Here is a 17,452-nt window from a genome sequence, read left to right as displayed (position 1 = left end):
GTCAGGACCAGGTGAACGCCGGGTTCACGTGCATGCAGGCGCTGTCGTCCGCGCCGTTGAGCGCCTCGGCCGACTCCGGGGTCGTGTTGTCGGCCTCGGGCGCCTCGTACGCCGTGCCCTCGCGCCAGTCGGCGCCGACGACGAGGGTGACGCCCGAGACGTCGGTCGACCGCTGCACCGAACTCGCTGGGATGCCCAGGGACTTGGCGACCCGCCGCGCGTCGCCCTCCAGGTCGGCACTCGGGTAGCGGACGATGGTGCGGTCCTCGCTGGGCAGCACCGAAGGGTCGGCGACGGCCTGGTCGAAGCCCTGCTCCACCAGCAGCCCGGCGATCGTGTTCGCGCGTCCGCGGGCCGCCGCGAGGGTGTCGGTGCGGGTGCCGTTGCGGACCTGGACCGCGATCTCGTCGTCGGGTGCGGCGGGGTCGGCCGGTTCCTTCGGCGCCTGTGAGGGCTCCTTCTTCTTCGTGTCCTTGCCGTCCAGGGCGATGTCCTCACGCACCAGCCGGAACAGCTTCTCGGCGTCCTCGGTGGGCTCCACGCGGGCGCCCACGTAGCGGTTGGGCATCGTGGTCATGGTGATGCGCTCCGGCTCCACCCCGCGCAGTTCGTTGCTGAGGTCGTACAGCTTCTTGACGGTGTCCAGGCCCGGGTCGACGGTCAGTGCCCGGGTGGCCTCCTCGGCGAGCCTGCGCAGCTTGTTCGGGCTGCTCAGGGTGGCGTTCTCGCGCAGCGTGCGGACCAGCGAGTTCAGGTACATGTGCTGGGCCTTGGCCCGGGCGAGGTCGCTGCCGTCCTCGAAGCCGTAGCGGGTGCGCAGCCACTGCAGGGCCTGCTCGCCCTTGACCGGGTGGGTGCCCTTCTCCAGCTTCAGTCCGGAGCCGTGGCCCTTGCTGTCGCGCGAGTGGATGTTGGCGTCCACGCAGACCGGGACGCCGCCGACGGCGTCCGCCATCGACACCACGCCCGCGAAGTCGACCATGATGAAGTGGTCGATGTGGATGCCGGTGAGCTCCTGCCAGGTGGCGACCGTGCAGCCGGGGCCGCCGTGGCCGAGGCTCCGGTTAGTCATCGTCCGGCCCTCGCTCGCCGGGTAGACCTTCCCGTCGTCCGGGTCGGTGCACTTGGGAATCTGTACGAGGGTGTCGCGGGGCATGCTGACGACCGACATGTTGCTGCGGTCGGCGGACAGGTGCACCAGCATCTGCACGTCCGCCAGCGGCGTCGAGCCGAACGTCTCCCGGGCGCCGCCCAGTTGCTGGTTCTCCTCGCTGTCCCGGGCGTCGGAGCCGATCACGAGGATGTTCAGCGGGGTCTGCCCGGCCGCGTTCGGCGTCGGCGCGGCGACCTTGTTGTCGCCCAGGTTCAGCGGGTCCTTCTTGATGTTGCTGTTGAGGTGCTCGTAATAGAGGTAACCGGCGCCCGCCGTGCCCACTATGAGCACGGCGAGTGTCAGCGCCGTCCAGCGCAGCACCCGTCGGCCCCGGCCCCCGCGGCGTCTGCCGGCCGCGTCGCCGCCCCCGTCACCGGCCTCGTCGACGGCTGCCCCGGACCGCTCGGCGGCGTCCGGCGCACCCTGCCGCGTTTCCTCCCCCTGCACACTGCTTCGCGTCACTTCCGCGTCCCCTCCCACCCCCGCGCCGTCGCGCGGGCCCGTCGCCGCCCTGTGAGACGAACGGCGGGCCCGTCAGGTCAACTGGCGCACAGCTTCTGGTCGGCCGTGGTCTTGTCCACGTCCGGCGTCTCGACGGACGTGGCGTCGAGCTTCACCCCGGCGCCCTTGAAGTCCTTGCCGAGGGTGAGGGTCATGGTGGGCAGGCCCTGGGCGTTGGTGACGCTCTCGCCGGGCTTCATGGCGGCGCCGGACAGGCCGAGGATCTCGGCGAGGGCGCGGGCCTGGTCGGCCTGGTCGGGGGCGTACTCGAGGGTGGTCTTGGCGATCTCGGCGTCGGCGTTGCCCGCGTTCTCGGACTTGGTGACGCCGGCCTCGTTCTGGAGGTAGCGCAGTTCCTGCGAGGCGCTGCCGCCGGGGGCGCCGCCGTTGAGGATGCGGACGCGGATCTCGGAGGGGTCGGACTTCGCGCCCTCCAGCCGGGCGGCGACGGCGGCGGCCTCCTTCTTCTTCTCCGCCTTCTCCTTCTTCTCGACCTCGGTGAAGGAGATGTCGTTGCGGATCGTGTTGAAGACCTGTTCGGCGGTGCCCGGCTTGAGGACGACCGTCACCGGCTTCGGCTCGTCCGGGTTGTCGATCACCGGCACCGTCATGAAGGTGATGTTCTTCGTCGGCACCTTCTTCAGCTCCAGGGCGATGTCCTTGAGCGTGCCCACGTTGCCGATGGGCTTGTCCACCGTCAGCGCCTTGGTGGCGGCCTCGGCGAGCTTCACCAGCTTGGTGGGGCTGGTGAGGGTGTCGCTGGAGGACATTTTCCGCATCAGCGAGCCCAGGAACTGCTGCTGCACCTTGATGCGGTCCAGGTCGCCCTCGTTGCCGAAGGCGTGCCGGGTGCGGACGAAGGCGAGCGCGTCCTCGCCCTCCACCTTGGACTCGCCTGCGGGCAGCTGGAGGTGGGACTTCGGGTCGTCGACGGCGTGCTCCACGCAGACCTCGACGCCGTCCACTGCGGTGGTGAGCGTCTTGACCGCGTTGAAGTCGGCCATCATGAAGTGGTCGGGCTTGATGCCCGTCGCTTCCTTCACCGTGCGCATGGTGCAGCCCGCGTTCCGGCCGCCCTCGCCCAGGCTCCGGTTGAAGCGGACGTTCTGCTGCCCGGGAACGATCTCCGTCGAGCCGTCCTCCTGCGTGGTCTCGCAGTCGGGGATGTCGACGATCAGGTCGCGCGGGATGCTGAGCGCGGTGGCGTTGGAGCGGTCCTCGGCGACGTGCAGCAGGATCGTGGTGTCGGCGTGGCCGACGCTGCCCGCGTCGCCGTAGCCCTCGTTGCCCGCGCCGGTGCGCTTGTCGGTGCCGATGATGAGGATGTTGAAGGCTTCGTCCTTCTTGAAGCTGCTGCTTCCGGCGCTGCCCACGTCCGTCGTCGTGACGTTGCCCTCTAGGTGCTTGAGGTAGAGGTAGCCGCCGACGCCGGCCGCGAGGACGACGAACGCGGTGCCGCCGCCGCCCCACAGCAGAGCCTTCCTGCCCTTCGACTTCTTCTTCGCCGGGCGGCGTCCGCGCCGCCCGGGGGCGGGCTCCTCGGGGGCCGAACGGCGTCGCCGCTGGGGCGGGACCTCCCGGCCGGGCGTGGCCGTACGGCTCGCCGTGCCGGTGGTTCCGCCGTCGTCGGGGGAGGGGGTGCCGCTGTCGCGGGGGGCAGGCCTGCGAGGTCCCGGCACGGGTGACTGCGGTGCGGAAGGGGGCAGTCGCAGTTCGTATTCACCGGTGCGCGGATTCAGTACCCACTGGTCTGCGGGGTCGACGTCGTCTGCCCGCCCACGTCCTTGCGCGTCCACGGTCTCCCAATCCTCCGTAGGGGCCACGCGGCACCTTCTGCCGGAAGGCGCACGATAAAGGGTCAACATGTGCACGACGCCAGGGCGGACCTCGCGGCGGGGGCACTGGAGCGCTCACACTATCCGCCCAGTTCGGCGTGGAACTACTCCGGTGGCGCGCCCGCCGTCCCTACAAGCGGGCAAATCCCTCCTATTTTCCTGAGTTCCTACCATCGGTAGGGCGCGTACACGTCCATGCACTTACCGGTGTCCGAGCCGTTGAGGGCGTCGCTGTTGTCCGGCAGGTCTCCGGCCTCGGGCTTCTCCTGTCGCGGGTACGAGGTGCCGGAGCGCCAGTCGGCCCCCACCACGAGCGTGATCCCCGACACGTCCGCGGAGGTGCGCACGGAACTCGCCGGGATGCCCAGTGCCTCGGCCACGCGCCGCGCGTCCCCCGCCGTCTCCGGGCCCGGGTGGCGGACCACGGTCTTCTCCTCGGCGAGGGCGGCCGACGTGTCCGTGGCGGCCTTGGCGAACCCCTTGCGCGCCAGCACCTCGGCGACCGCACTCGCCCGGCCGCCGACCGGGCCGAGGGTGGCGGAGCGGGTGGCGTTCTGTACGAGGACGCCGATCTCGGCATCGGGCGCGGCCGGGTCCTTCTCGGCGACGGAGTCCGTGTCCTTGTCTCCTGAGTCCTTGCCGCCCTCGCCGCCCTTGTCGTCGAAGGACACGTCCTCGCGGAGCATCGTCCACATCTTCTCGGCGTCACCGGCCGGGAGCAGGTGGTTCTTGTCCTGAGGGTCCTCGACGGTGGGCATCGTGGTCATGGTGATGCGGTCCGTGGGGACGGTCTTGAGCTGCATGCCCAGGTCGTAGAGCTCCTTGACCGTGCCGATCTCCTGGGACACCGTCAGGGACTTCGTGGCGGCCTCGGCCAGGTCCATCAGCCGGCCGGTGTCGGTGAAGATGTTCTGCCCCTTCAGGGTGCGGATCATCGAGTTCATGTACATGTGCTGCGCACGGGCACGCAGCAGGTCGCTGCCCCAGGCGTGCCGGGTGCGCAGCCACTGGAGCGCTTCCTCGCCCTTGACCTTGTGCGAGCCCTTCGTCATCTTCAGCCCGGAACCCCCGGGCACGGCGGGCAGCGGGCGGTCCCACACGTTCTGGTTGACGCAGACCTCGACGCCGCCGACGGCGTCCGCCATCGCCACCACGCCCGCGAAGTCGATCGTCATCCAGTGGTCGATGTAGACGCCGGTGAGGTTCTCCCAGGTGGCCAGGGTGCAGCCGGCGCCGCCGCGGCCCAGGGACTCGTTGATGATGGCGTTGGTCGCCGGGTACTTCTCGCCGGTCTTCGGGTCCGTGCACGCGGGGATGTCGACCCTGGTGTCCCGGGGGATGCTCACCACGGCGGCGCTCTTGCGGTCCGCGGACAGGTGGATGAGCATCTGCACGTCGCCCAGGGGCGGGTTGTCGCGGTGGTTCCTGCCGCCCCCCAGGGCCACGTTGGCGTCGGAGGCGCGGCTGTCGGAGCCGATCAGCAGGATGTTCAGGGGCGTCTGCCCGGCCGCGTTCGGCTCGGGCTTGTCCGCCTTGGAGTCGCCGCTGCTGCGCTCGCCCTTCTGGATGTTTCCGTTCAGGTGCTCGTAGTAGAGGTATCCGGCGCCGGCCGTGCCGAGTATCAGCACCGAGAGGACTGTCGCGGACCATCGCAGCGCGCGGTGCCGGCGCCCGGAACGACGCCTCCCGGCCCGCCTGCCCGGGCCGGGGCCGTCTCCGGAGTCCCCGTCGCCGCCCGGGGCGGCACCCGGTCGTGTCCGCTCCCCGTGCACACTGCTCTGCGTCATGTCCCTCTTCCCACCCTCGTCCCCGCGAACGTGCCTCGTGCCCGCTCCGTTCGCACAGTTGGACGTACGAGGTGCCCCGTTGGCTGTACGGCGGCGCCGACGGACTGTCGTACTGTCAGACGCGCGCGGGGCCCGTCAGGTCACTTCGCGCACTCGACCTTGTCCGCCGTGGACTTCTTGGCGCCCTCGGGGACCTCGGCCGGCGCGTTGAGCTTCGCTCCGGCTTCCTTGAAGTCCTTGCCGAGGGTGAGGGTCATGGTGGGCAGGCCCTGGGCGTTGGTGACGCTCTCGCCGGGCTTCATGGCGGCGCCGGACAGGCCGAGGATCTCGGCGAGGGCGCGGGCCTGGTCGGCCTGGTCGGGGGCGTACTCGAGGGTGGTCTTGGCGATCTCGGTGTCGGCGTTGCCCGCGTTCTCGGACTTGGTGACGCCGGCCTCGTTCTGGAGGTAGCGCAGTTCCTGCGAGGCGCTGCCGCCGGGGGCGCCGCCGTTGAGGATGCGGACGCGGATCTCGGAGGGGTCGGACTTCGCGCCCTCCAGGCGGGCCGCGGCGGCGGCCTTCTCCTTCTTCTCCTTCTCGGACTCCTTCTTCTTGACCTCGGTGAAGGAGACGTCGTTCTTGATCATGTCGAAGACCTGCTGGGCGGGCCCCTCCTGGAGGACGACCGTCGCCTTGACCGTCTCGGCGGGGTTGTCGCGCACCGGCACCGTGGCGAAGGTCAGGTTCTTGGTGTTGAGCTTGCCCAGCTCCAGCCCGAGGTCCTTCAGCTTGCCGATGCTGTCCAGCTTGGAGTCGACGGTCAGTGCCTCGGTCGCGGCCTCGGCCAGTTTCACCATCTTCGTGGGGCTGGTGAGGGTGTCGTTGGACTTGAGCTTGCGCATCAGCGAGCTGAGGAACTGCTGCTGGATCTCGATGCGGCTCAGGTCGCCGCCGAAGCCGACGGAGTGCCGGGTGCGGACGAAGGCCAGGGCGTCCTCGCCCTTGATGGTGTGCTTGCCCTTCGGCAGGTTCAGGTGCGAGTCGGGGTCGTTGATGTCCTTCGCCAGGCACACTTCGACCCCGCCGACCGCCGAGGTCAGCGTCTTGACCGCGTTGAAGTCGGCCACCATGAAGTTGTCGGGCGTGACGCCCGTCAGTTCGGTGACGGTGCGCATGGTGCAGCTGGGCGTACGGCCGTTCTGGCCGAGGCTGTTGTTGAAGCGGACGCCGGTGGAGCCGGGGATGACCTCCATCGTCCCGTCCTCCTGCGTGGTGGGGCAGTCGGGGATGTCGACGATCAGGTCGCGGGGGATGCTGAGCGCGGTGGCGTTGGAGCGGTCCTCGGCGACGTGCAGCAGGATCGTGGTGTCGGCGTGCCCGGCGCTGCCCGCGTCGCCGTAGCCCTTGTTGCCCGCGCCGGTGCGCTTGTCGGTGCCGATCAGCAGGATGTTGATCGCCTCGTCCTTGCGGAAGCCTCCGGTGCCGGCGCCGTCGTCGGGGAGCGACTGGATGTTGTCGTTGAGGTGTTGCAGGTAGAGGTACCCGGCCGTGCCCGCGGCGAGGACCACGAACGCCATGGTGCCGACGGTCCACAAGAGGATTTTCTTGCCCTTGGACTTCTTCTTCGCCGGGCGCCGCCGTCCCCGCCGCCCGGGCGGCGGCTCCTCGGGCGCCGAGCGGCGCCGGCGGGGAGGGGGGACCTCGCGGTCCGGGGCGGACGGGGGAGCGGGGGCGGCGGTGCGGGGGCCCGGGATTCTCGACTGCGGTGCGGAAGGGGGTGGTCGCAGTTCGTATTCACCGGTGTGCGGGTTGAGTACCCACTGGTCTGCGGGGTCTATGTCTTCCGCCCGCCCACGGCCTTGCGCGTCCACGGTTGTCCGAATCCTCCGTCGGGGCCACGCGGCGCCCTCCCCTCAAGGCGCCCGGACTGGCTCACTGAGTGCGCGGCCCCGGGCATCACCTCGTGGCCGGGCACACCGGCCCGATCACATTAGCCTCACGGTTCCTCACCGGGCGACGCCCGTGACACATTCCACGGCCCTTACAACTGGGCATTCCGGCGCATTTATTGGACAACTGTCCGCACTTCCGTGCCACTTTTACTCGCAGACGTCTTCGGCGGCGGTGTTGCCGCTGAACGTCGGCGCCGGGGAATTGCCGGTTCCGGATTCTCCGGATTCTTCTGGCTCCCGGGGGCCGGGCGATGCCTCCCCGTCGGTCCCCGCCGCGACCGCCACGGGCTGGTCGGTCCGAAGGCGGGTGAACAGCTCCTCCGCGTCCGGCTCCACGAGTTGGTCGCGATTGGCGTCACCCGCGTACGACTCCCGCGGCACGGTCAGGAATTGCACGCGTCCGGTGGGAATGTCGCGGAGCCCTCGTACGAGGTCGTACAGGCCACGCAGACTCGCCAGATCCGGATCCGTCGTGAGTGAGGAAGTGGCCGCGTCCAGAACGGGATACAGCTTCACGGGATTCAGCAGTACGCCATTGCTCTGCACCTTGTTGACGAGGGCGCCCAGAAAACGCTGCTGCCGGTCCATCCGGTCGGTGTCGCTGCCGTCACCGAGCGACTTGCGGGCCCGGACGTAGCCGAGGGCCTGCTCCCCGTCGAGCGTCACCCGGCCCGCCGGCAGCCGCAGTTCGGCGGCCTCGTCGTTCACCGGCTCGCGCAGGCACACCTCGACGCCGTCGAGCGCGTCGACCATCTCCTTGAAGCCATGGAAGTCGACGACCACGTGGTGGTCGATCCGGATGCCGGTCAGCTTCTCGACCGTCCGGATCGTGCACGCCGAACCGCCCACCTCGTAGGCGTAGTTGAACTGGGCGAACACGGGTTCCGAACGCTTCCCGTCCGAGCGGCGGCAGCCGGGCACGTCCACCATCAGGTCGCGGGGGAGGGAGACGGCGGTGGCGCTGTCCCGGCCCGCGGCCAGGTGCAGCAGGATCGTGGTGTCCGACCGCTCGGTCCCGTCGTTGCGCCCGTAACGGGCGTTGCCCTCGCCTGAGCGGGTGTCCGACCCGATCACCAGGACGTTCTGCGCGCCGCGGACCAGCGCGGTGGGCCGCTCCTTCTCGTACCGGGCGAGCTCGGCCGCCGCCGCCTCGTCGGCGGTGATGTTGCCGCTCAGCTTGGCGTAGACGGCCCATCCGGCCCCCACGGCGCCGACGGTCAGCACGGCGACCCCGGCCCCGGCCCACCCCAGCCGCCGCCTCCGACGCCGCCGCCGCAGCCCGTCCCCGGTCGCGGACGCCCCCGCACCGGCCCCGGGACCACCGTCGTCGTCGCTCACGTCTCCCTCCGTCCCGCACACGTGCGCTCCTACGACCATGACCCGAGCGGACGCGAGAGACGGAACGGGGCTACGCCGAACGGGGCACGGGCCATGTCCCTTTACCCACCCACCCAGCCTGCGGGCATTCGTGCCGCCTGGGGCGGCACGGGTGGGCGCAGGCGGCACCCCGTTAGCGCCGGGCCACGCGACCCATCCCGCGTCCACACCCACGCCGGTGCCCGCTCAACGCCGGACACGCACCCACCTCACCTCGGCGCCAACCCCCGGCGGGCACCTCACCGAGCCGTGGCCGAAACCCGCTCCGCCTCGATCCGCTGATCCAGCACCCCGTCCCCCGCCCGCTCCAGATGCCGGCACAACACCACCGACCCCCCACTCGCCAACGGCCCGTACAACCCCGCGCTCAACCCCTCCCACGTGTCGTACGGCAACCCCGACAGAATCCGCGCCCCCGGCCCCGTGAGCCCCAGCCCCGACGCCTCAGCCCGAGCCCGCTCCACGACCTCCGCCCCGCTGAACTCCCGCCCGGCCACGATCAGCGCGGGCGCCTCCGGATCCACCGGCACGTACGGCACGAACCGGTCCCCCTGCCCCGGCACCTCCACCGCGTAATCGGCGAAGCCCTCCGGCGCGGCCGGCGCGAACCGCCCGCCGAGCGGCCGCAGCGCCAGCGCGATCCGCGGACCGGAGCACGCCCGCGCCGCCTCCAGCGACTGAGGGTCGGGCCCGCTCACCACGACATCCGCCGCCGCGGCGTCGCCCGCCACGTCGGCGACCACACCCACCGACGCGCACGCCAGCAGCCACACCGCCGTCTGCCAGTGCGCGGGCAGCAGCAACGCGACCCGGTCGCCGGGTTCGACGGACAGTTCGTCCTGGAGCAGGTTCGCGGTCTTGGCCACCCAATTGGCGAAGGTGGCCACGGACAGTTCGACGCGTTCGCCGGTGGCGTCGTCGTAGAAGGTCACGAGCGGGCGTCCCGGGTCCGCGGCGAGCGCGGAACTCAGCAGGTCGGCAGGGGTGCGATCGGTCGCGTTCATCCGCGCAAGGGTACGCGGGCCCGCCCCCGCGCACCGAGCGTACGGCGTACCGCACCGCCACCGGATCGGGCGAAAACGCCCTACGGCCCGTCAGTTCACCATTGGACAGATTTGTACATGAATGACCACGATCGCTTGCATGCGTGGATTCCTTGCTTCCTCGATCGGTGTCACGTGCGCGGCGGCCCTGGCCCTCCCGCTCACCCCGCCCGCGTCGGCGGCAACCACCCCCGCGAACCGAGGAGCGGCGCCGGCCGGGGCGTACGTCCCCGGCAGCACCCAGTCGCTGCCCCTGGCCCCCCTCGGCGGGGACCGCGCCCCCGGCGCGGCCGAACAGGGCGTCCCCCGCCGGGACGTACCGCACTTCTCACTGGTCGGCATCGTCTGGGACGACCCGGCCACCGAACTGCACGGCCAGGTCCAGGTCCGCACCCGCGCAGCGGCCACCGGCGTCTGGTCCGCCTGGCAGGAGCTGGAGACCCACAACGCCGACCACGCCGCCGACCCCGGCACCCCCGAGAGCACCTCGGGCCGCGTCCGCGGCGCCACCGCACCGCTGTGGGTGGGCGAGTCCGACGGCGTGGAGGTCCGGGTGCGGGCCGACAGCGCGCCGGGGGCCGCCCGAACCGCCTCGCACACCACCGGACCCGCCCGGCCCACGGCCTTCGCGCTGCCCACCGGCATGCGCCTCGAACTCGTCGACCCCGGCGAGGGCGCCCCGCCCGCCCCGGAGGACGGCCCTCGGACCACCGCCGTCGCCGGCCTCGCCCCGCTCGGGGCCCACGAGATCCCGGCGGAGCGGCAGCGGGCCAAGCCGTACACCGGCCCCCGCCCCAGCATCACCACCCGCCGCGGCTGGGGCGCCGACGAGAAGCTGCGCGAGAAGAAGTACGTGTACACGAAGAAGGTGAAGGCGGCCTTCGTGCACCACTCGGCCACCGGCAACAACTACCGCTGCTCGCAGGCCCCGTCAGTCATTCGCAGTATCTACCGCTACCACGTCAACAGCATGGGCTGGCGCGACCTCGGCTACAACTTCCTCATCGACAAGTGCGGAAAGATCTACGAGGGACGGGCCGGGGGAGTGAGCAAGGCCGTCCTCGGAGCGCACACCTACGGCTTCAACTCCAACAGCATGGGCATCGCCGTACTCGGCACCTACAGCTCCAAGAAGCCGTCATCGGCCGCCGTGAAGGCGGTCGCCCGGCTCACCGCGTGGAAGCTCGGGCTCTCCGGCATGAATCCGCGCGGAAAGACATACCTGAAGTCCGGTGGTGGCAATCTCTACCGAAAAGGCAAGAACGTACGACTCAACGTCATCTCCGGGCACCGTGACGGCTTCGCCACGAGCTGCCCCGGCAAAAAGCTCTACGGCAAGCTCGGCACGGCCCGCTCGACGGCGGCGAAGTACCAGGGCCGCTGAGGGCGGCACACCGCACGACCACCGACGGCGCCGAGGAACGGTCTGCATACACTGGCCGGCCGAAAGACAGTTCGGCCGGTCCCGGCAGGAAGCAGAGACGACGGTGACAGAAGCGATCCTCCTGGTCGGCGGCAAGGGCACGCGGCTGCGGCCGCTGACGGTGCACACGCCCAAGCCCATGGTCCGGGCGGCGGGGGTGCCGTTCCTCACGCACCAGCTGGCGCGGGCCAAGGCCGCGGGCGTCGAGCACATCGTCCTCGCGACGAGCTATCTGGCCGAGGTCTTCGAGCCGTACTTCGGCGACGGCTCGGCCCTGGGACTCCACCTCGAGTACGTCACCGAGGAGGAGCCGCTCGGCACCGGCGGCGCGATCCGCAACGTGGCGTCCCGGCTGCACTCCGGCCCCGAGGAGCCGGTGCTGATCTTCAACGGCGACATCCTGACGGGCCTGGACATCGGGGCGCTGGTGCGCACGCACGAGACGACGGGGGCTGACGTCTCCCTGCACCTGACGAAGGTGACCGACCCGAGGGCGTACGGGCTGGTCCCGACGGACGACACGGGCCGGGTGCTGGCCTTCCTGGAGAAGCCCCAGACCCCCGAGGAGATCGTCACCGACCAGATCAACGCGGGCGCGTACGTCTTCCGGCGCTCGGTCATCGACACGATCCCGGCGGGCCGCCCCGTCTCTGTCGAGCGCGAGACCTTCCCGGAACTCCTCGCCACCGGAGCGCACCTCCAGGGCATGGTCGACTCCACGTACTGGCTGGACCTCGGCACGCCGGCGGCCTTCGTACGCGGCTCGGCGGACCTGGTACTGGGCCGCGCCCCGTCCCCGGCGATACCGGGCCGCTGCGGGGACCGCCTGGTCCTGCCCACGGCACGCGTCGCACCCGACGCCAAGCTGGCCGGCGGGACGGTGGTCGGTGAGGGTGCCTTCGTGGCCGAGGGGGCGCGCGTCTTCGGCAGCACGATCCTTCCGGGCGCGGTCATCGAACCCGGCGCGGTCATCACCGACTCGCTCATCGGCACCCGCGCCCGCGTCGGCACGCGTTCGGTCCTCACGGACACGGTCATCGGCGACGGCGCGGTCATCGGCGCCGACAACGAACTCCGCTCCGGCGCCCGCATCTGGTGCGACGCCCACATCCCGCCGGCGGCTCTGCGCTTCTCGTCCGACACGTAGGCCTCCGGCGGTGGTGCGGGTAGCGCGTTCGGTTGTCTGTGGGTCGGGGCCGCGCCGGGGAGTGTCCGTCCTCGGAACGGTGCGGAATCGGTCGGCTACGGGGCTGAACGGCGCGGACGCGCCATCCCGCCCAGCTGCGGGCAGTCGTGCCGCTGGGGCGGCACGGGTGGGCGCAGCGGCACCCCGCTACGCCGGGCCGCGCACCCACCCCCGACGCCCACACCCACGCGGGCGTGCAGGAAACGCCGGCCCACGCGTCCCACCTGACACGCCGACCCCCACCGTCACAACCGCTCAATCCCCCGCGGAGCCATCCGCGGCGCCCGCCGCCCCGGCACCCGCCCGCTCAGCAGCACCAGCCGAGCCGCCCGATGCCGCTGCCCGGCATACGGCTCCAGCAGCCGCAGCATGACGGAGTCGTCCGCGTACCGGTCCCCGCCCAGCGCGAACCCCACGATCCCCGGCAGGTGCAGGTCCCCCACCGTCACCGCGTCCGGCGCGCCGTGACTGCGCTGCACGGTCTCCGCGGACGTCCACGGACCGATCCCGGACACGATCTCCAGCCGCTCCTGCGCGTCCGCCGGCTCCATCCCGGCCGCCTCCTCGAGCCGCGCGGCGACCCGCACCGCCCGCAGGATCGTCGACGCCCGCTTGTTGTCGACGCCGGCCAGATGCCACTCCCAGGACGGGATCAGCGCCCACGTCCGCGCCGCCGGCATGACGTACATCCGCCCGGGCGCGGGCCCCGGTGCCGGCTCACCGTACTTCCGTACGAGCAGCCGCCACGCCTGGTACGCCTCCAGCGTCGTGACCTTCTGCTCCAGGATCGAGGGGATCAGCGATTCCAGGACCAGCCCGGTCCGCGTCAGCCGCAGCCCCGGACGCCGGTGCGCGGTGTGCGCCAGCAGTCTGTGCCGCGGCACGAACGAGGACGGGTCGTCATCGGCGCCCAGGAGCCGCGGCAGCCGGTCCAGCAGCCATTCCGCTCCCGGTCCCCAGGCCTCGCCCCGCACCTCGCCGCCGCGCGCGGTGATCCGCAGGGTGCCCGGACCGGCGGGTGTCCGGCTGGCGCGCCACACCGACCCGTCCGGCATCGTGTGGAACGTCGGGTCGCCCGGCCCGCGCCGCAGCGGTCCGAGGACCAGCCCCAGCTCCAGCGGCCCGTCCGGCACCCACACCCGTACCTTGCCCGGTGCGGCGGCCTGCCGGGGCACGGCGGCCGGGGGTACGACGGTCTCCCCGCCGCGCACCGTGGTGCGCGTGGGGCGGGGAGCGAAACGTCCTGCCACTGGTGAGGTCCTTGGGAGGGAGAGGGAGTCTCTACGAGGGTAGAGGCTCGGCCGGCCGGCTCACCGCACCTCGATGAACGACCCCGCGTCCCGCTCGGGCCGCGCCTTCGGCTCCCCGGCGGGGTGACCGACGGCGACCGCGCCCATCGGGTCCCAGTCGTCCGGCAGTCCCAGCACCTCCCGTACGACGCTTCTGCAGAACATCGTCGAGGACACCCAGGCCGAGCCCAGCCGCTCCCCGGCGAGCGCGACCAGCAGGTTCTGCACGCCCGCGCCGGTGGCGACCACGAACATCTCCCGCTCGGCCCCGTCGCGCCGCTCGTCCCCGTAGGTGTGCGAGCCGTCCATGACCAGGCAGGGGACGACGAGGTAGGGGGCGTCGCGCAGGACGTCGCCGCGGCGGATCCGCTTGGCGATGGATTCCTCGGTCTTGCCGTCCCGGCGCAGGTCCGCGATCCAGGCGTCGCGCATCGCGTCCAGCAGGCGGGTGCGGGAGTCCGGGGACTCCAGGAGTACGAAACGCCACGGCGTCGTGTGGTGCGGGGCCGGTGCCGTCACCGCCGCCGCCACCGCGCGGCGCACGGCGCCGGGGTCGACGGGCTCGTCGGTGAAGGCCCGTACGGTGCGGCGCTGGGTGACCGCCTGCCGGACCGCCTCGGAGGTGCCCAGCCGGAACATGTCGTCGCGTGCGCCGCGGACCAGCGCGCGGGCGCCCTCGCCGTCGTCCTCGGAGGTCGTGTGGGGAAGGCCGCGTACGACGGCGACCGGCAGGCCCGAGGCCTTGCCCTTGGCCAGGTCGCCCGCGGCGGCGAGCTCGTCGGCGGTGGCGACGATCGTGGCGCTGAGCGGATTGCCGTGCGTGTCGGTGCCGCCGCGCAGGTCGTCCAGGACGCGGACGCCGGCGGCGCCGATCGCCACGTCCGTGAGGCCGGACCGCCAGGGGCGGCCGACGGTGTCCGTGACGATCACGCCGACATCGACGCCGAGCACGTCGCGCAGGCCCTCGCGGACGGTGCGGGCGGAGGCGTCCGGGTCCTCGGGGAGCAGCAGGACCGTGCCGGAGGGGGTGTTGGAGGCGTCCACCCCGGCCGCGGCCATGACCAGACCCTGGCGGTTCTCCACGATGCGCAGGGTGCCGCGCCGGGCCACCACCCGTACCGTCTCCGCGTCGATCGCGGCCTCCCGGTCGGCGGCCTGGACGATCCGGCCCTCGGCCTTGGAGACGATCTTGGAGGTGACGAGCAGCACGTCCCCGTCGGCGAGGGCGGGCTCGGCCGCCGCGATCAGCTTGGCCAGGTCGTCGCCGGGTGCCACCTCGGGCAGGCCGGGGACGGCCCACACCCGGTAGCCGGAAGCGCCGTCGCTCATGCCTCGCGCACCTCCTCCGCCAGCGTCAGCGCCTCCCGGGCCATCCGCGCGGTCGCGTCGAGGTCGGTCATCATCAGCGGGACGGCGCGGCACAGGATGCCGGCCGCCTTCACGCGCGTGACGGACTCCGCGTCGACCGTGTCGACGAGCCAGCCGTCGAGCAGCCCCGAGCCGTAGTGCTCGGCGACCGCGGCGGCGGTGGACTCCACGCCGACCGCCGCGAGGACCTTGTCGGCCATCCCGCGCACGGGCGCGTCCCCGACGATCGGGGAGAGGCCCACCACCGGCACCCCGGCGTCGGCGATCGCCTCCCGGATGCCGGGCACGGCGAGGATCGTGCCGACCGAGACGACCGGGTTGGAGGGCGGGAAGAGGATGACGTCCGCCTCCGCGATGGCCTCCAGCACGCCGGGGGCCGGCTTCGACTGCTCGGCGCCGACGGGGACGACCGCCTCGGCGGGGACGGAGGCCCGCAGCCGTACCCAGTACTCCTGGAAGTGGACCGCCTTGCGTTCGCCGTCCAGCTCGACCGCGACGTGGGTCTCCACGCGGTCGTCGGTCATCGGGATCAGGCGTACGCCGGGCTTCCAGCGGTCGCACAGGGCCTCGGTCACCGCGCTCAGCGGGAACCCGGCGGTGATCATCTGTGTCCGCACGATGTGCGTGGCGAAGTCGCGGTCGCCCAGGCCGAACCACTCGGGCCCGGCACCGTACGCCGCGAGCTCCTCCTTCAGGTGGAAGGTCTCGTCGGTCCGTCCCCAGCCCTGCTCCTCGTTGATGCCGCCGCCGAGCGTGTACATCACCGTGTCGAGGTCCGGGCAGACCTTCAGCCCGAAGAGGTGGATGTCGTCCCCGGTGTTGCCGATGACCGTGATGTCCGCGTCCGGCGCGGCCTGCTTCAGACCACGCAGGAACCGGGCACCGCCGATGCCGCCTGCCAGAACCACAATGCGCATGGCCCCAGTCTTGCAGGCGGGTACGACAGTGCGTCAGGCAGTCGTCACGGCGCCCGTGTCCGTGTTCCGCGCGGTGGCCGAGCACTGAGGGGAGTGCATGGGCATCTCGGTCAGCCCCGGGAAGTAGACGTGCAGGCTGACCGCCGGCTCCAGCGCGTCGTTGACCACCTCGTGCACGTGTCCCGGGGCGAAGACCTTCTGCGTCCCCGGTCGCAACGCGCGCGTGCCGCGTTCCGTGCGCTCGGTGAGGGCTCCCTCCAGAACGGTCCACACACCTGAGGAGGGGCCGTGGTCGTGGCGTCCGCTGCCCTGGCCGGGCAGCCAGGACAGGAGCCAGACCTCGTAGCCGGGGCCGGTGCGCAGCCGGTGGTACCAGCGCGTCGTCGCGTCGTACCGGACCAGGTCCCGCCACGCGGACCGGTCGGCGGCCAGGGAGCGGACCAGGCCGGCGAACTCGGCGACGGTGGCCGGGTGCTCGCGCGGTGTCTGGAGGAGGTGGGGGACTTCGAGGATGTCGCCGGCGATCTGGAGGTCGCTGTCGCTGTTCATGGGTGGGGTGGGTCCTCGGCGGGAGAGTCAGGAGGAGAACAGGAGAAAGGGGAGTCGCGGGGTGGCTCGGTGCGCCCTGGTGGGGCGGGGAGAGACGGGCACGGGTCGCGTGGACCCGGGCGACGGCCGGAGCGCGGTGGGGCTCAACAGCCGGAACAGCAACAACAGCTGCGGCGAGCGTGGGCAGCACCGTGGGACCCGGCGGTGCGGGTCGAGGTGAGCGCCAAGTTCGCGAGCATGCCCACAAGGACAGCGGTTCACACCGGCACTGTCAACTCGATGCCCGTTATGTGGGACATGTTTCACCTCATCCGGTTCATCTGGCAGGTGAAAGGTTTGCTCAGGCGGCTTCCAGGACACATGGCGCACAAGCCGGGCGCACAACCCCCGTTGCGATCCCGTGATCCGAATGTGATCAGCTTCGCTTCGGCGTGTGTATCGGAACGGGATCGAACGCCCGGGCGTCCTCCCTGGTGCGGACTCCGCTCGGGGCGGGTGCCCCGGTGGGCCTCGTTGGTATGTCGAGGTTTATGCCGATTTGAACACTTTCCGCATGGCCTTGGTTCCGCAGAGTGAATAAGGGGCCCAATAGCAGATCCCGGCTTGACTCGCCCGGAGCAGCACACTTGTAATTTCACTCGTGTCGTTCAGCCGGAATCGATAACGGCTGGATCACGGGGACGCGAAAGACAGACGAGGGGCGCACATGACCGAGCTGGTGCAGCAACTGCTGGTCGACGACGCGGACGAGGAGCTCGGCTGGCAGGAGCGCGCACTGTGCGCCCAGACCGACCCCGAGTCCTTCTTCCCCGAGAAGGGCGGCTCCACCAGAGAGGCCAAGAAGGTCTGCCTCGCCTGTGAGGTCCGCTCCGAGTGCCTCGAGTACGCCCTCGCCAACGACGAGCGTTTCGGCATCTGGGGCGGTCTCAGCGAGCGGGAGCGCCGCCGGCTGAAGAAGGCCGCCGTCTGACGCGACGGCGGGAAGCTGCGGCAACGGCCCCTCGCAGGTGGGTTGTCCACAGGCGGCGGGCCGTCCTTCTGCCCAGCCGATAGTGTGGGCGCTCGTCCGAGACGCCCCGCCGCCCCCAACAGG

At 71.5% G+C, this 17,452-nt stretch carries 13 protein-coding genes; 3 read left to right on the top strand and 10 right to left on the bottom strand.

The genetic code is table 11. From position 1 onward, the window contains the following. Position 1: 1 nt before the first annotated feature. The 6 genes from AMK11_RS20025 to AMK11_RS20000 all read right to left on the bottom strand — a co-directional run bounded on the left by AMK11_RS20025 (position 2) and on the right by AMK11_RS20000 (position 9,588). Positions 2-1,615: an LCP family protein gene (locus AMK11_RS20025; protein WP_073729142.1), complete on the bottom strand. Its 1,614-nt coding sequence runs from the start codon at positions 1,613-1,615 to the stop codon at positions 2-4. Positions 1,616-1,692: 77 nt separating this feature from the next. Next, positions 1,693-3,450, bottom strand: a complete 1,758-nt coding sequence (locus AMK11_RS20020) for an LCP family protein (protein WP_073729140.1) — start codon at positions 3,448-3,450, stop codon at positions 1,693-1,695. A gap of 206 nt (positions 3,451-3,656) precedes the next feature. Beyond that, entirely contained in the window at positions 3,657-5,276 is a 1,620-nt protein-coding gene (locus AMK11_RS20015; RefSeq protein WP_198941416.1) for an LCP family protein, read from the bottom strand. A gap of 140 nt (positions 5,277-5,416) precedes the next feature. Further along, positions 5,417-7,126 (bottom strand): LCP family protein, encoded by a 1,710-nt coding sequence (locus AMK11_RS20010; RefSeq protein ID WP_073729138.1) that lies wholly within the window; start codon positions 7,124-7,126, stop codon positions 5,417-5,419. 228 nt (positions 7,127-7,354) lie between these two features. Continuing rightward, entirely contained in the window at positions 7,355-8,584 is a 1,230-nt protein-coding gene (locus AMK11_RS20005; RefSeq protein ID WP_107429712.1) for an LCP family protein, read from the bottom strand. Between the two features lie 239 nt (positions 8,585-8,823). After that, positions 8,824-9,588 (bottom strand): TIGR03089 family protein, encoded by a 765-nt coding sequence (locus AMK11_RS20000; protein WP_073729134.1) that lies wholly within the window; start codon positions 9,586-9,588, stop codon positions 8,824-8,826. Positions 9,589-9,727: 139 nt separating this feature from the next. Between AMK11_RS20000 and AMK11_RS19995 the strand changes: the two genes are divergently transcribed. Both AMK11_RS19995 and AMK11_RS19990 read left to right on the top strand, forming a co-directional pair. Next, on the top strand, positions 9,728-11,011 hold the full coding sequence (locus tag AMK11_RS19995) for an N-acetylmuramoyl-L-alanine amidase (RefSeq protein WP_073729132.1): 1,284 nt from the start codon (positions 9,728-9,730) through the stop codon (positions 11,009-11,011). A 103-nt stretch (positions 11,012-11,114) separates the two neighbouring features. Continuing rightward, positions 11,115-12,197: a nucleotidyltransferase family protein gene (locus AMK11_RS19990; protein ID WP_073729130.1), complete on the top strand. Its 1,083-nt coding sequence runs from the start codon at positions 11,115-11,117 to the stop codon at positions 12,195-12,197. A gap of 284 nt (positions 12,198-12,481) precedes the next feature. On the opposite strand, the gene AMK11_RS19985 is transcribed toward AMK11_RS19990, so the two are convergent. From AMK11_RS19985 to AMK11_RS19970, 4 genes are read right to left on the bottom strand one after another with little or no spacing between them, the layout of a single operon-like run. Beyond that, positions 12,482-13,486, bottom strand: a complete 1,005-nt coding sequence (locus AMK11_RS19985; RefSeq protein WP_073729128.1) for a DNA-3-methyladenine glycosylase family protein — start codon at positions 13,484-13,486, stop codon at positions 12,482-12,484. A 60-nt stretch (positions 13,487-13,546) separates the two neighbouring features. Further along, positions 13,547-14,854 (bottom strand): coenzyme F420-0:L-glutamate ligase, encoded by a 1,308-nt coding sequence (locus AMK11_RS19980; protein WP_073729126.1) that lies wholly within the window; start codon positions 14,852-14,854, stop codon positions 13,547-13,549. Next, positions 14,851-15,810 carry a 2-phospho-L-lactate transferase gene (gene cofD / locus AMK11_RS19975; RefSeq protein ID WP_073729124.1) on the bottom strand — a complete coding sequence of 320 codons (960 nt, stop codon included), beginning with the start codon at positions 15,808-15,810 and terminating at the stop codon, positions 14,851-14,853. Before cofD ends, AMK11_RS19980 begins: the two co-directional genes overlap by 4 nt. A 33-nt stretch (positions 15,811-15,843) precedes the next feature. Next, positions 15,844-16,359, bottom strand: coding sequence for a cysteine dioxygenase (locus AMK11_RS19970; protein ID WP_073729122.1), 516 nt, complete (start codon positions 16,357-16,359; stop codon positions 15,844-15,846). 706 nt (positions 16,360-17,065) lie between these two features. Here AMK11_RS19970 and AMK11_RS19960 point away from each other — a divergent pair. After that, positions 17,066-17,329, top strand: coding sequence for a WhiB family transcriptional regulator (locus AMK11_RS19960; RefSeq protein WP_003975777.1), 264 nt, complete (start codon positions 17,066-17,068; stop codon positions 17,327-17,329). The last annotated feature ends 123 nt before the right edge of the window (positions 17,330-17,452 follow it).

The sequence above is a fragment of the Streptomyces sp. CB02414 genome (assembly GCF_001905385.1).
GTDB lineage: Bacteria > Actinomycetota > Actinomycetes > Streptomycetales > Streptomycetaceae > Streptomyces.
The sequence above is the reverse complement of the archived record's forward strand: the minus strand, read 5'-3'. Positions and strand labels throughout refer to the sequence as shown.